General features: G+C 35.2%; 15 protein-coding genes. 3 read left to right on the forward strand and 12 right to left on the reverse strand.

Annotated elements, in window-relative coordinates; translation table 11 throughout:
• Positions 1 to 180 precede the first annotated feature (180 nt).
• Both DR871_RS03525 and DR871_RS03530 read left to right on the forward strand, forming a co-directional pair.
• Positions 181 to 1176: an NAD(P)H-dependent glycerol-3-phosphate dehydrogenase gene (locus DR871_RS03525; protein ID WP_113664832.1), complete on the forward strand. Its 996-nt coding sequence runs from the start codon at positions 181 to 183 to the stop codon at positions 1174 to 1176.
• A 35-nt stretch (positions 1177 to 1211) separates the two neighbouring features.
• On the forward strand, positions 1212 to 1427 hold the full coding sequence (locus tag DR871_RS03530; RefSeq protein WP_113664831.1) for a hypothetical protein: 216 nt from the start codon (positions 1212 to 1214) through the stop codon (positions 1425 to 1427).
• Between the two features lie 227 nt (positions 1428 to 1654).
• Here the strand turns inward: DR871_RS03530 and DR871_RS03535 are convergent, their stop codons facing one another.
• The 3 genes from DR871_RS03535 to DR871_RS03545 all read right to left on the reverse strand — a co-directional run bounded on the left by DR871_RS03535 (position 1655) and on the right by DR871_RS03545 (position 3635).
• Positions 1655 to 2062, reverse strand: coding sequence for a hypothetical protein (locus DR871_RS03535; RefSeq protein WP_113664830.1), 408 nt, complete (start codon positions 2060 to 2062; stop codon positions 1655 to 1657).
• A gap of 86 nt (positions 2063 to 2148) precedes the next feature.
• Positions 2149 to 3168, reverse strand: a complete 1020-nt coding sequence (gene pheS, locus DR871_RS03540) for a phenylalanine--tRNA ligase subunit alpha (RefSeq protein WP_091166551.1) — start codon at positions 3166 to 3168, stop codon at positions 2149 to 2151.
• Between the two features lie 110 nt (positions 3169 to 3278).
• Entirely contained in the window at positions 3279 to 3635 is a 357-nt protein-coding gene (locus tag DR871_RS03545; RefSeq protein ID WP_113664829.1) for a hypothetical protein, read from the reverse strand.
• 142 nt (positions 3636 to 3777) lie between these two features.
• On the opposite strand from DR871_RS03545, the gene DR871_RS03550 reads away from it, so the two are divergent.
• A complete protein-coding gene (locus tag DR871_RS03550; protein WP_113664828.1) occupies positions 3778 to 4281 on the forward strand; it encodes a CvpA family protein in 504 nt (167 codons plus the stop codon).
• A 22-nt stretch (positions 4282 to 4303) separates the two neighbouring features.
• On the opposite strand, the gene DR871_RS03555 is transcribed toward DR871_RS03550, so the two are convergent.
• From DR871_RS03555 to DR871_RS03595, 9 genes are all read right to left on the reverse strand, one after another.
• Positions 4304 to 5047 (reverse strand): tetratricopeptide repeat protein, encoded by a 744-nt coding sequence (locus DR871_RS03555; protein ID WP_113664827.1) that lies wholly within the window; start codon positions 5045 to 5047, stop codon positions 4304 to 4306.
• A gap of 64 nt (positions 5048 to 5111) precedes the next feature.
• Entirely contained in the window at positions 5112 to 6857 is a 1746-nt protein-coding gene (locus tag DR871_RS03560; RefSeq protein ID WP_113664826.1) for a BatD family protein, read from the reverse strand.
• Between the two features lie 20 nt (positions 6858 to 6877).
• Complete coding sequence (locus DR871_RS03565) at positions 6878 to 7645, reverse strand: tetratricopeptide repeat protein (protein ID WP_091166362.1); 768 nt, start codon at positions 7643 to 7645, stop codon at positions 6878 to 6880.
• A gap of 47 nt (positions 7646 to 7692) precedes the next feature.
• Positions 7693 to 8724, reverse strand: a complete 1032-nt coding sequence (locus tag DR871_RS03570) for a VWA domain-containing protein (RefSeq protein ID WP_113664825.1) — start codon at positions 8722 to 8724, stop codon at positions 7693 to 7695.
• Between the two features lie 53 nt (positions 8725 to 8777).
• Positions 8778 to 9779 carry a vWA domain-containing protein gene (locus DR871_RS03575; RefSeq protein WP_113664824.1) on the reverse strand — a complete coding sequence of 334 codons (1002 nt, stop codon included), beginning with the start codon at positions 9777 to 9779 and terminating at the stop codon, positions 8778 to 8780.
• Positions 9779 to 11413 (reverse strand): hypothetical protein, encoded by a 1635-nt coding sequence (locus DR871_RS03580; RefSeq protein ID WP_113664823.1) that lies wholly within the window; start codon positions 11411 to 11413, stop codon positions 9779 to 9781. The genes DR871_RS03575 and DR871_RS03580 overlap by 1 nt, the downstream gene beginning before the upstream one ends.
• A 103-nt stretch (positions 11414 to 11516) precedes the next feature.
• The gene (locus DR871_RS03585) at positions 11517 to 11876 is read right to left on the reverse strand and encodes a four helix bundle protein (RefSeq protein WP_113636313.1); all 360 of its coding nucleotides are present in this window, start codon (positions 11874 to 11876) and stop codon (positions 11517 to 11519) included.
• Between the two features lie 96 nt (positions 11877 to 11972).
• Positions 11973 to 12836 (reverse strand): DUF58 domain-containing protein, encoded by an 864-nt coding sequence (locus DR871_RS03590; RefSeq protein ID WP_113636311.1) that lies wholly within the window; start codon positions 12834 to 12836, stop codon positions 11973 to 11975.
• Between the two features lie 81 nt (positions 12837 to 12917).
• The gene (locus DR871_RS03595; protein WP_091166367.1) at positions 12918 to 13922 is read right to left on the reverse strand and encodes an AAA family ATPase; all 1005 of its coding nucleotides are present in this window, start codon (positions 13920 to 13922) and stop codon (positions 12918 to 12920) included.
• Between the last annotated feature and the right edge of the window lie 106 nt (positions 13923 to 14028).

Here is a 14028-nt window from a genome sequence, read left to right on the forward strand (position 1 = left end):
TAAACATTAATAACGAAAACAATATAATTATATTGTGTGTAAAATCAAAAATACATGTTTTAATTATAAAAAATTAAGATAACAACTCCATAAACCCAGACTAACAGTATGTTTCTGGACATAATTTAATTTGCTTAATTGATGGTTTTTTAAGTACTTTTGATTAAATACAATAAAAAAATGGCTGAAAATATAAAATTCGCAGTAATAGGTGGTGGAAGTTGGGCGACAGCGATAGCAAAAATGTTATGTGTAAATCTTACCGAGATTTCATGGTATATGCGTAATGAAGCTGCTATTGAACACATTAAAGCATACAAACACAATCCAAACTATTTGAGTTCTGTAGAATTCGACATCAATAAACTGAAACTTACTAGCGACATCAATGAAGCTGTTGCGTATGCAGATTACATAATTTTTGCTATTCCATCTGCTTTTTTGGATGGTGAATTAGCAAAATTGACCGTTTCTCTAAAAGATAAAATCATTTTCTCAGCAATTAAAGGTATTGTTCCAGAAACAAGCTTAATTGTAGGCGAACATTTCCATGTAAAATATGACATTCCTTATTACAATATTGGTGTGATTACTGGCCCTTGCCATGCAGAAGAGGTAGCAATGGAGCGTCTTTCTTACCTTACCATTGCGTGTGGCGATCCAGACAAAGCTAAAGCCGTAGCTAAAAATCTATCTGGAAATTACATCAAAACTAAAATTACAGACGACATTATTGGAACGGAATACGCAGCGATGCTAAAGAACATTTATGCAATTGCAGCAGGAATGGCTCATGGTCTTGGTTATGGCGATAATTTCCAATCAGTATTAATGAGTAACGGAATTCGTGAGATGAAGAAATTCATCAAAAAAGTCCACAAAATGAAAAGAAACATCAATGATTCTGCCTACTTAGGCGATTTATTGGTTACGGGTTATTCTATATTCTCCAGAAACAGAATGTTCGGAAATATGATTGGTAAAGGTTACACTGTGAAATCAGCAATGATGGAAATGAGTATGGTTGCCGAGGGATATTATGCCGCAAAAAGCGCTTATAAACTCAATCAGGCGTATGGTGCCAAAACGCCAATTATTGATGCTGTTTACAGTATTTTATACGAAGGTCAGGAAGCTAAAGCTGTTTTTAAAAAACTGACTGATAAACTGGATTAATTCAGCTTCAAATAACAACTAAACACAATCACTTCATGAGCGAAAGATGGAAATACCAGGTTAAAACTGGCGGGATTTGGGGTGTATTTATGACGGTTTTCAATGTATTGTTTGATATCAAAGAAATCCCTTTTTCGGAACAGGTTGCTACGCCAAATTTTTATATTCGCGCAGCCGCTTATATATTGGTCGGCATATTTGTTTTGGGCTATTTTACCTGGAAATCAAAAGTTAAACAACAAAACCCATAAATCCTTTTATAAGCGGAAAATGAAAATTTCAACTTAAATGTGGGTCGATTTGGGGATTTATGGCTTCTTTCATCACGACTCGATTTGACCTTTTCGAAATGTCTTTTGAAGATGCGTTTTTGTCCAAAAAGAATCTATCCCGAATGTTATTATTTGTTGCTGCAGGGATATTTGTGGTCAGCTATTTTAGTTGTAAGAAGAAAATAAAAAGAGAAAGTAATACTAGCTTATCTCACGATAACGCCGTCAACAAATAAAATTGGTACTTCTTCAACTTCCGTTTCATTTATGGAATTTGCTTTGAAAATAAACTTTTTATCGTATAATTTTCCATCCATGAAAAACGTAAGCATGAACTCATTGTTGAGCGCTAGAACACTTTTTTCAATCATTTCAACTTTCACCACAGAAACTGCAGGAACGGCAACAAAAGCGTGACGCAAAAGTGATGTTTTTTTCATTTCGCCATCGATTGTTCCAAAAGCTTTAGAAACCACCATAACACTTTCGATTAAGAAATCGCTATCATTGACTAAATAAGCGTACCAAACTTTTTCCATGAAATCGTCACTCCATTCTTGGACTGCCGCAAAAAATACGTTTTCTACTTCGGGTATGATGATGTCTTTTTTCATAAGTTATTCTTAATGTCAAAGATCATAAAGTCGAGGAAAATCTAAAACAGGAATTTCTTTCGTCTTTATGACTTTATAACTTTTGACTAAATTGAGGATTTGAATTGCTCCAAGAAACGAACGTCATTTTCATAGAACATACGAATGTCTCCGATTTGATACAGTAACATGGCAATTCTTTCGATTCCCATTCCGAACGCAAAACCAGTATATTCTTCCGGACTGATGTTACAGTTTTTTAATACATTAGGATCTACCATACCGCAACCACCAATTTCTAACCAACCGGTTCCTTTGGTAATACGATAATCAGTTTCGGTTTTTAAGCCCCAATAAATATCGATTTCAGCACTTGGCTCTGTAAACGGGAAATAAGACGGACGTAAACGGATTTTTGATTTTCCAAACATCTCTTTGGTGAAATACAAAAGCGTTTGCTTTAAGTCGGCAAAAGAAACGTCTTTATCAATGTACAATCCTTCCACTTGGTGGAAAATACAGTGTGAACGGGAGGAAACAGCCTCATTACGAAATACGCGTCCCGGAGAAATGGTACGGATTGGCGGTTTATTATTTTCCATATACCGCACTTGTACCGATGAAGTGTGTGTACGCAATAAAATATCAGGATTGGTCTGAATAAAAAACGTGTCTTGCATATCACGTGCAGGGTGGTATTCCGGTAAGTTCAATGCAGTGAAATTATGCCAGTCATCTTCAATTTCCGGACCTTCGGAAACATTGAAACCTATGGTAGAAAAGATATCTATAATTTGGTTTTTAACCAATGAAATAGGGTGACGAGAGCCAATAATCATTGGTTCCGCAGAACGGGTCAAATCCCCATAAAACCCTTTACTTTCTTCTTTACTTTCTAGAGCTTCCTGAATGGATTTTACTTTTTCTTCGGCAGAAGTTTTAAGCAGGTTTATTACCTGTCCGAATTCCTTTTTTTGGTCGTTAGGAACATTTTTAAATTCAGCGAAAAGCTCTTTCAAAAGTCCTTTGCTTCCTAAAAATTTAATTCGGAAAGTTTCTAATTCTGCTGTATTTTGCGTTGAAAAAGCCTGTGCTTCGCCAATATATTCTTTTATCTTATCTATCATTTTCATTCCGTAATTGAGAGTGCAAATTTAAGAAATTTGTTCCAAGTTTCACATTTAAAGTTTCAAGTTTGTTGTATTACATTTAAAACTAACAATGTTGTTTAAATTAGCTATTTTATTACCTCTCGTTCCAAGAAGTAATTCACTATTGCTTCTTTCATCAAAACCGATTGTTCTCCAGCTTTTAGCGGTGGTAATTCCTCTTTTACTTTATAATGTGGCCATCCGTCTTCATCAAAAAATTCGAATTCATAAAAACCATACGGCTCTAATAAACGGCAAATTGCGATGTGCATCAGGTTTAATTTTTCGTCTTTTTTAAACTCATTATGGACTTTTCCCAGTTCCTGCACCCCGATTAAATAAATAATGGCGTCTAAATCTAAATCTTCACCTTGCGAAAATTGCTTGGAAAGTATATTGACAAGCTGTTCCCAGCGTTCTTTAAGTTGTGTGTCTCTTGACATTTTTTTGAATTATGAATTATGAGTTATGAATTATGAAATCCTCGCTCATAAAAATTATTTTGGCAAAGATAAGAACTTGAAAATTGGCAATGGTAAAGAACAATTCATTTATATTTGCGTTTCTATTTTTTAATGAATTATCATGGGGTTTTTAGATATTATTTTAGGTGTACTACTTGCTTTTGCTTTTTATAAAGGATTGAAAAACGGACTTTTTGTGGAATTAGCGTCTTTGGTTTCGCTATTGGCGGGAATTTATTTTGCTGTAAAATTCTCTTCCTTTATCAGGGACATTTTAATGGGATATGTAAAATGGAATCCCAATACTATTCAAGTTGTTGCCTTTATACTGACGTTTATTGCTGTGGTTGTACTAGTAACAATTTTAGGAAAGTTCCTGACTGGAATTGCTGATTTTGCTTTTTTAGGCTGGTTGAATAAGCTGGGCGGCGGTTTTTTCCGAGTGCTCAAAACAGTTTTGATTATCAGTATTGTCTTTGCAGTTTTCGAAAAAATAAATTACAATAATATTTTAGCCAAAAAAGAAACTTTAGACCATTCTCTTTTTTACAATCCAATCCAAAAAACAGCGGGTTATATGTATCCGTCACTAAAGGAATGGTACAGTAGTTTGAAGAAAAAGTAAGCAAAATTTACCGTGAATATTATTATTTCACTTCCTTAATCGTACTAGTTTCAATCCATCCTTCGGTTCCATCAGTCAGTTGTATTTTTTTCCATTTTCCAATGGTTTCAAAAACAAACACTTTTGTTCCTTCATGCAATACTAATAATGGCTTACCACCATCTCTGGGTTCCGACTTCATATTCGTTCTTTCGGCAAAAATTATGGCTGGCTTTTCTGTATCAAAATGACTTTTCTCCATAATTGCAGCAGATAAAGTAATGACCATCAAAATAAATACTGCAAACATTCCAAAGAAGAAAATACGTTTAGAAAGTGTTCTTTGTGAAAAATAATATCCAATAAAAAACAATAAAAAAAACGTCGCCAGCCCTACAGAAATCCATCCCCAAGTATTGAAATGATAAATTCCGGTGAAATCCCGAAGTAACTTTCCAAAACCCACTTTTGGAATTACTTTAATCTCATCAATAGTTCTTTTTTGAGCGAATTTCAAGTTGTTTATGCTTTCCTTATCCTTTGGATTCAGCACCAATGCTTTTTCATAATAGTAAATCGAAGGCGCTACCTCATTCAATTTATAATACGCATTTCCCAAATTAAAATACAATTCCGAGGACTGTTTATTCTCTTTTAAAACACTTTCATAAGCTGTCACGGCTTCAGTGTACTTTCCTTTTGCATAGTAGGCATTCCCTTTTTCGAAGCCGTTTTGGGCAAAGAAAATCTGGGTTGAAAGTAATAATATGTATAGTATGTTTTTCATTATTATGTTTTTTTGCCATGAAGTCACAAAGGCGCAAAGTCTATTTACTCAAAAATTAATTTTATTAAGCAATTTGTTTTTCTAATTCAGAGATGATAAATACTGCTTTATCAAAATCCTGTTGTATCGTAACACTTGACGAAGGTGCATAACGCGCCACTTCACAATTTTCAGTTAGCGCAATAAAATCATTTACAGCTTCTGGTTTTGCATTTCGGGACAACAATAATTCCTGAATATTATCCTTGCTCATTTCTGAAGTTTCAATGTGTAATTTCGCTTTCAGGAAATTATGCATCGCTTTTTCCAGCGCAATGTAAAACAGTTCTTTGTTATTGATTTGTTTCTTAGCTTCTGATAAATATTTCTTGGCCAATTTGTTATTCATTCGGATTCTGTTTCCGGAAATATCACCATCCATAGCTTCTTTCTTCTTTTTGAATAACACAATTATTGGCACCAGTAAAAAAGGAAGCAATAACAATCCAATAAACAAATTCGACCCAAAGAAATCCTCATCGTCAATGGTAGCAAGATTGGTTTTTGACTTGATCGTTTTAAATTCCTCTACAGCTGCAATTTTATTCTTATTTCTACCTGTTGCAGTAGAATCAGCCGGTGTAGGACCATCCAAAACATTAATCATAATTTGCGGAGAACGCAGCGTTTTGTAGGTTCCGGAACTCAAATCAAAATAAGAAAACTGCATTGGTTTGACCGGATAATTCCCTCTATATTGCGGAATTATTGCGTAACTGTCCGAAGATTTTCCAGCCATTCCAGAAAGTGGTGTACTGATATCTTCGCTGTGAACGGCATCGTACATTTCCAGTGCATTTGGCACTACGGGCTTTGGCAAACTGAATAGTTTTAAATTTCCTTTTCCTGTTACACTTACAACCAGATCAAGGCTTTCTCCATGTTTCAAATTAGTCTTTGATGGAGTAACTTTAAAATCAAAATCTCCAACCGCACCGCTAAAATCATCTGGTTTTCCTGCCTCAGGTAATGGCTTAACGTTAATGGTTTTGGCTCCAGCCGAAACACGTTTAGTAGTTTCTGTAAGCATCATACGACCAAACATATCCCTACGATTGGTTGGTAATTGCACATCTACCGATAATGACAATGGCTCTATTTTAAGTCTGCCCGATTTTTGCGGATATAGCACTACTTTTTTCAGCACAATAAACCTGAAATTCTGGCCTTTAAAAATTCCTTCCTCGGCCACAGGTTGTTTGATCTCGATATTTTGGCTCCAAAAATCATTGTACTTAGGCTTACTTGATTCTCCAAGATTTGAAATTCCAATGTTACCAAAATACAATTTATAAACTACAGTAATGGGTTCGTTGATGTATGGATTTGTTTTAGAAACATCAGCAACCAGATACAGGTTTTCATCCCCAGACATTTGAGTATCGTTTGGATCTCTAGGCTGTTCTGTGGCAGCGGTCACAATGATTTTTACAGGTGCCGTTTTGTAAATTTGACCGTTGTACTCGATAGCCGCCGGTTTGATTATGAATGTCCCTTTTTGATTAGGTGTCAGAAAATAAGAATACGCTTTTTCAAAAGAGCTTCTTCCGTTTACCCACGATTGACTTACCTGCTGACTTGGTCCGGCTATAATTCGGAAACCATCAAAAGACGGCTGAACAAAATTATCACCATCTACATTCATCATAAAATCAATACGCAGTCTTTCATTCAAGCCCAGCGTAGTTTTGCTCACTCTGGCCTCAAACTGAACCTGAGCGCTGAGTGTGCTACAAACCAATAAAACAATCGCCGCTATATATTTTTTCATTTTCAAACTCTCTAATTGAATTACCAATCCTTCTCCGTTTTAACTGGTTTTCCTTTTACTTTTTGGGCATTCACTTTGTCCTGAATCTTCTTTTCTTCTTTATTTACGGCATCCAAAAGATTCTCTAAACGTTCCTTAGAAATTCCTCCCGGAGCAGGTTTTGGTTCTCCCTTATCGTTGGGTTTCGGGTCTTTATTTTGTTTGTCCTGATCGCCTTTATCGTCTTTTTTATCTTTTTCTTTATCGTCCTTTTTGTCTTTTTCGCCGTCTTTCTTGTCGTCCTTTTTATCGTCTTTCTTTTCCTGATCTTTCTTCTCGTCTTTTTTCTTATCGTCCTTCGGTGGATTATCTTTTAGCATTTTTTTGGCCAAAGCATAATTATATCGGGTTTCCTCATCAGTTGGATCATTGCGCAAGGCATTTTTATATGCTTCTACTGCTTGCGTATAATCTTTTTCATTCATGAATACATTCCCAAGATTATGAAAAGCACGGTGTTTCTGAGGTCTAGTTTTCGAATTTTTTAATGCTTTGGCGTAAGCAAACTTGGCTTCAGAAGATTGTTTTTGCTTGTAAATACTATTTCCAAGGTTAAAAGGCGCAGCTGCTTTATTAGGGAATTTTGAATCCGAAATTCGGTAATTAGCCTCCGCATCCACAAATTTATTATCCGCATAATCTTGGTTTCCTTTGGGCAAAATTCTATCTTTTTGTTGCGCATGCAATCCGGCTGTTCCGGAGAAAGCAACGATTAAAAAGGCAATTATGATAATTTTAAATCTTTTCATTTATTGTATCTATAAATCCAGAAGGCTTCAAAAACTTCTAGAAATAATTATTTATTCTCGTTAAATAAATCCAACTTTTTAACCCAACTTGTTTTTCTTTCCAATAGAAATACATCAACAAATAACAGCAAAAAGGCAAAACCCAAGAACCATTGAAATTGCGATTGAAAATCTGCCATTTCGGTCGCTTCAAACTCGGTTTTTTGAATATTATTCAAAGCATTCTTAACATATTCCAGTACTTCTTTAGTATTATTACCATTTACATAGCCTCCTTTTGTGGCTTTTGCAATGGCTGTCAGACTTTCCGGAACCAATTTTGTTATCACTACTTCGTTGTTATTGTCTTTCTTGAAACCTTCGACAATTCCATTTCTTTTTAATGGAATCGTACCTCCTTTTTCAGTTCCAACACCAATTGTAATAATTTTAATTCCAAGTTTATTTGCTTCTTCGGCGGCTTCATCAGCACCTTCGTTATGGTCTTCACCATCCGAAATCATAATCAATAGCTTACTCGTTTTTTTATCATCAAAATACGTTGACGATAATTTGATAGCCTCGTTGAATGATGTTCCTACGGAGGAAACCATATCAGTATTCATGCTTTGTAGAAACATTTTGGCTACGCTATAATCCGTAGTGATGGGTAATACTGGGAAAGCACTTCCTGCATAAGCCACAATTCCTATTCTATCGCTCCCCAATTGATTGATAATTTGCGAAACAATTTGCTTGCTTTTATCCAATCGGTTTGGCGCTACGTCTTCAGACAGCATACTTTTGGAGACATCAATAGCAAAAACAATGTCGATTCCTTCTCGTTTCACAGTTTCCATTTTGGTTCCAATCTTTGGATTTACCAAACCAAGAATGAGTCCAAGTAAAGCCAAAATCAAAACTGATACTTTCAAAACGGGTTTAAAAACGGAACTTTCCGGACTCAGTTTTTTTACCATTTCTAAATCGCCAAACTCGCGTTGTTTTTTTCTTTTCCAATATAAATTGAACAGAAAAACCAACACCACCAAGGGCAGTATAAAGAGAAGATATAAATATTTTTTTTCGTCTAATTCCATTTTTTTAATTTTAGTCGCAGTTTTCAGTCACAGTTTTCAGTTTGCGACTGTCATTATATAAAGCTTTTAAAAACCGTATTCCTTAATCCTACTTCTACCAATAATAAAAAACCGGCGAACCATATAAAAGGTCTGAATTTTTCATCATAATCATAGAATTTTAATTCTTCGATTTCAGTGGTTTCCAGTTTATTGATTGAAGCATAAATCTCGGCTAATTTGCTGTTGCTTGTAGCTCTGAAATATTTACCGTCTGTTTTTCTGGCAATATTTTTCATCAACTGCTCGTCAATTTCCACTTTCATCATTTGGAACAAAAACTTCCCATTTGGCGCGATAGCATAAGGAAACATGGCCATTCCATTAGTTCCAATTCCAACGGTATACACTTTGATTCCGTATTGTTTAGCAATATCAGATGCCGTTTCCGGCTCGATAAATCCAGCATTATTCACACCATCAGTCAAAAGAATAATCACCTTGCTTTTTGCCTGACTGTCTTTCAATCTATTCACAGCAGTCGCTAATCCCATTCCTATTCCGGTTCCGTCTTGTAAAACATTGTCGTATTTAATGCTGTTGATAGCATCCAGAATAACCGCTTTATCACTGGTTACCGGCGTTTTTGTGTACGCTTCAGAGGCATAAACCACAAGTCCAATCCTGTCATTTGGTCGTTCTTCAACAAAATCAGCGGCCACTCTTTTCAGGGCTTCCATTCTGTTCGGTTTCAAATCCTTGGCCAGCATACTTCCGGAAACGTCTATCGCCATGACGATATCAATCCCTTTTGTAGTTTTAGTTTTATTACTCACATCGACCGTTCTTGGCCTTGCCATGGCTACAATCAAAGAGCATAAAGCCAAAACCCGAAGCACATTCAACATCGGTTTTAACTTGGTCAAATACGATCCTGTTCCTTTAAATCCTTCTAACGAGCTTATTTTTAACGTGGCTGATTGATGGTTCTTTTTTCGCATGAACCAGACAATTACAACTGGAATCAGCAGAAACAACCAAAAAAATTCTGGGTTTAAAAATGTTATTTTGTCCATTATTTACTTGCTTGTTTTAATTCGACAGCATTCAAAACGCGTTCCGATATTTCGTTGCCATACTTATCTCCTTCTTCATGAAAAATTAAAATCTGTTGCAATCCGCCTTCTTGACTGAACAATATAGCTTCATAATACATTTTTGCAGTAGTCTTATTGTCACTATCAATTTGGGAGAACGTTCCGTAGGCTTTCAATCCTTTGACTCCTTCATTAGTTTCAAAATCTTCTTGTTTTACAATCATGTTTTGAGCTCCTTGCGCTTCAAGTGATTGCAGCGCGCCATCCATAGATTTTGCTAAATCAATTTGAGTTTCCGCTTTGAATTTTAGTGTAGACACCATCACATAAAAACGGTCTAAAAGACTTCCATAAGCAAAGGACTGCATTTCTTTGATCAAAGCCATTCCGTTTTTAGGGAGTGTTTTTGTCAAATCTACTCTCTTAAGCACTTTTGGTGTTTCAATGATAATTCCAGGATTTCCGTACTCACTTTTTACCCATTCACCTTCCAATAATTCTTTTGTGGGATGACCAATAATATTGTCTTTTACATAATCAAAACCTTTGGTAACAATGAAAAAAGTCGTGGTCGCTGCCAATAAAAAAACAACCGAAGCCACCGCAGTTACGATACGTTTGTTCCTTTGTTTGCGCAATTGAATTTGGATTTGTTTTTGTCTTTGCGCTTCATTCAACAACATGTCTTCCTCTACCGGAATTTCCACAGGAATTGAATTGTCTAATGTAAGAATTGCTTTTTGAATCTTATTTCGGTCTTCTGTGATTTCAAAATCCAATGGTTTTGACTTGGCAAATTTTACTAAATCGGCTTGTTTTAAAACACGCTCCAAATTTTCGATTATTTCCTGCGAAAGTGTCATTTTCTTTTTGACAGAAGCTGCTCTAAGTCCTTGAATCAATTCTGAAGTCGTACTTTCCATAGCCGGAATTTCAATTGCTTCTTCGATATAATTTCTTGCGATATCAGTCAATTCACTATAATAGGCTTTGACTTCTCCTTTTTGCCAAAGTTCCTTTTTCTCTAAAGTATCCAGCAAAGTAGTCGCTTTCTCGATTGGAGTTTTATAAATTTCTTCCTGTAGTTTCTTTTCTTGGCGTTTTTTAATAAACCAATAAATAAAAGCTCCAATACCTACAATCAAAGCAATAATCAACAGGTATTTCCACCAGTCTCCAATTGGGTTATCCGCTGGAGCAATGTCCTTGATGTCGAACATTTTTTGTTTCAAAGTATCCACTTGAACATTTGCCACTTCAACCAAAAGTGAATCCGTCAAAAACGGTTTGCTGTCAATAAAAATCTTGATACTTGGAACAACATATCTACCGGAATCAAATTGGGTTAAACCGTATTTTTTAATTAATTCATAACGGCCGTCCATTTTGACAGTATCAATAGGATACGACTGAATCACCTCTAAAGCTCCAAAGTTTTTCAATTTCGGAAAAATCACTTTAGACGAAGTATCAACAGTAGTTTTTATGGACAGTTTAAATTCCGCACCAATTTCATTTTTAGTAGTGTCAATACTTGTGACTACTTGCTTTTGTTGTGCAAAAACCGCAGTCGAAAGCAGCAATAGTAGTAGTAGGTATAATTGTTTTTTCATCTTTTATTATTGAACCTCTTTCGATTTTTGATTGAAGATTAACGATTTTTGATTTCAGATTTGACCCAGAAACTTCGATTCGTTTTTCATCAAAAATCTAAATTTATTTCAGATTTGTTTTAGCTGTTTTAATACTTGATACGAAAATAGAAATTAGCTCATTAGCCTCAGTTTTTGCAATAGTTAGATTTGTTAAATCGGACGTTAAACTTGATTTTTCAATAATTTTTAAACAAACAAAGCTTTCTCTTAACTCTTTTAAACAAATGCCCATTTTATGAATAAAATCTTTACTGCTTTCTGCACTTTGTGCCTCTCCATAATTTAAAGCAGGAGAAGTTCCAGATCTAATTATTTGCCCAGCAAGATGATTTCCAGCATAGTTTTTTTCAAATTTGCTTGCAACGATTATTATTGTTGCTGCAAAATCTATCAATCTATTTTCTAATTCTTGCTTGTTCACTTATTAAATTTATATTTTTATTTTACCAATCTAAAATCCATTTTCCACTTCTACAAAATCTGAAATCAAAAATCGTTAATCAAAAATCTGAAATCATCATCTCGATTTGAAATAACTTAATAATTTCGTCACATAACTTTCATCAACTCTTGTGTTTACAACACCGGACCCTGATTTGCTAAATGTTTCTTTAAAATAATTGACTTTGTCGCGGTACTGTTTTTCATAATTCATTCGCACTGCTTTAGAACCGGTATTTATCAATTCGACAGCTCCGGTTTCAGCATCAAGCATAGAAACCATACCTAAATCCGGCATTTTTTCTTCTCGAATGTCGTACACGCGAATCCCGGTTATATCGTGTTTTTTTGCAGCAATTTTTAATGTGTGCTCATAATCTTCCGACATGAAATCAGAAATCACAAACACAATCGCTTTCTTTTTTTGAGTTCCCGATAAAAATTTTAAGGCTTGAGCAATATCTGTTTTACGGCTTTTAGGCTGAAATTCTATTAATTCTCGAATGATTCGAAGTACGTGTGATCTTCCTTTTTTTGGCGGAATGTACAATTCGATTTCATCGGAAAACAAAATCAAACCTATTTTATCGTTGTTTTGAGTTGCTGAAAAAGCCATCGTTGCAGCGATCTCCGTAACAATATCTTTCTTGAATTGGTTTTTTGAACCAAAACTTTCTGAACCTGAAATATCGACCATTAACATCATGGTCAATTCACGTTCTTCTTCAAAAACCTTTACGTGCGCTTCGTTGTAACGTGCGGTTACATTCCAATCAATCGCACGAATATCGTCTCCATACTGGTATTGACGCACTTCACTGAACGTCATTCCACGTCCTTTAAAAGACGTATGATACTCTCCCGAAAAGATGTGATCGCTCAATCTTCGGGTTTTAATTTCTATTTTTCGGACTTTTTTTAAGAGGTCTTTTGTATCCATTTTTAATTTGTTTAAAGTTTAAAAGTTTAACGTTCCAAGTTCTTAATCCAACAACTTGAAACTTTAAACCTTAAACAAACTTTAAGGTACTTCTACTTCGTTTACGATTTTGTTGATGATGTCTACTGAAGTAATATTTTCGGCTTCCGCTTCATAAGTAACTCCAATTCTGTGACGCAATACATCATGAACTACCGCACGAACATCCTCTGGAATTACATAACCACGACGTTTGATAAAAGCGTAGCATTTTGCGGCAGTCGCCAAATTGATACTTCCACGTGGTGACGCTCCAAAACTGATTAATGGTTTTAAATCAGCCAATTTATATTTCTCTGGATAACGCGTGGCAAAAATGATATCAAGTATGTATTTTTCTATTTTTTCATCCATGTAAACCTCACGAACTGCTTCTTGAGCGCGTAAAATTTGTTCCACAGAAACTACAGCATTTACTTTTTCATAACTCCCTTTTAGATTTTGACGTATTACTAAACGTTCATCTTCCATTTTTGGATAATCAATAACCGTTTTCAACATGAAACGATCGACCTGAGCTTCAGGTAATTGATACGTTCCTTCTTGTTCAATTGGATTTTGAGTAGCCAAAACCAAAAATGGTCTGTCTAATTTGAAAGTAGTATCTCCAATAGTCACTTGCTTTTCCTGCATCGCTTCCAGTAATGCCGATTGCACTTTGGCAGGAGCACGGTTAATCTCATCGGCAAGGACGAAATTAGCGAAGATTGGTCCTTTTTTTATGGAGAATTCATTAGCCTTAATGTTGTAAATCATTGTTCCCACAACATCGGCTGGCAATAAATCCGGTGTAAATTGAATTCTGCTGAAAGATCCCTGAACGGCTTGCGAAAGGGTGTTTATCGCTAAAGTTTTTGCTAATCCTGGAACACCTTCCAATAAAATATGCCCTTGACCCAAAAGTCCAATTAACAAACGCTCCACCATGTGCTTTTGACCCACAATAACCTTGTTCATTTCCATTGTGAGAAGGTCTATAAATGCACTCTCTCTTTCGATTTTTTCATTGATTGCTCTGATGTCTAAAGTCGCCGTATTTTCTTCCATTTTATTATTTTTAAAACCTTGAATTTAATGCCTTCGTTTTGAAGGTGCAAATTGAATTTTTTTTTAGAAGTAAGATGTTAATAAATGGTTAAAACTTCAATAAAAC

It is taken from the genome of Flavobacterium petrolei (assembly GCF_003314435.2).
Taxonomy (GTDB): domain Bacteria; phylum Bacteroidota; class Bacteroidia; order Flavobacteriales; family Flavobacteriaceae; genus Flavobacterium; species Flavobacterium petrolei.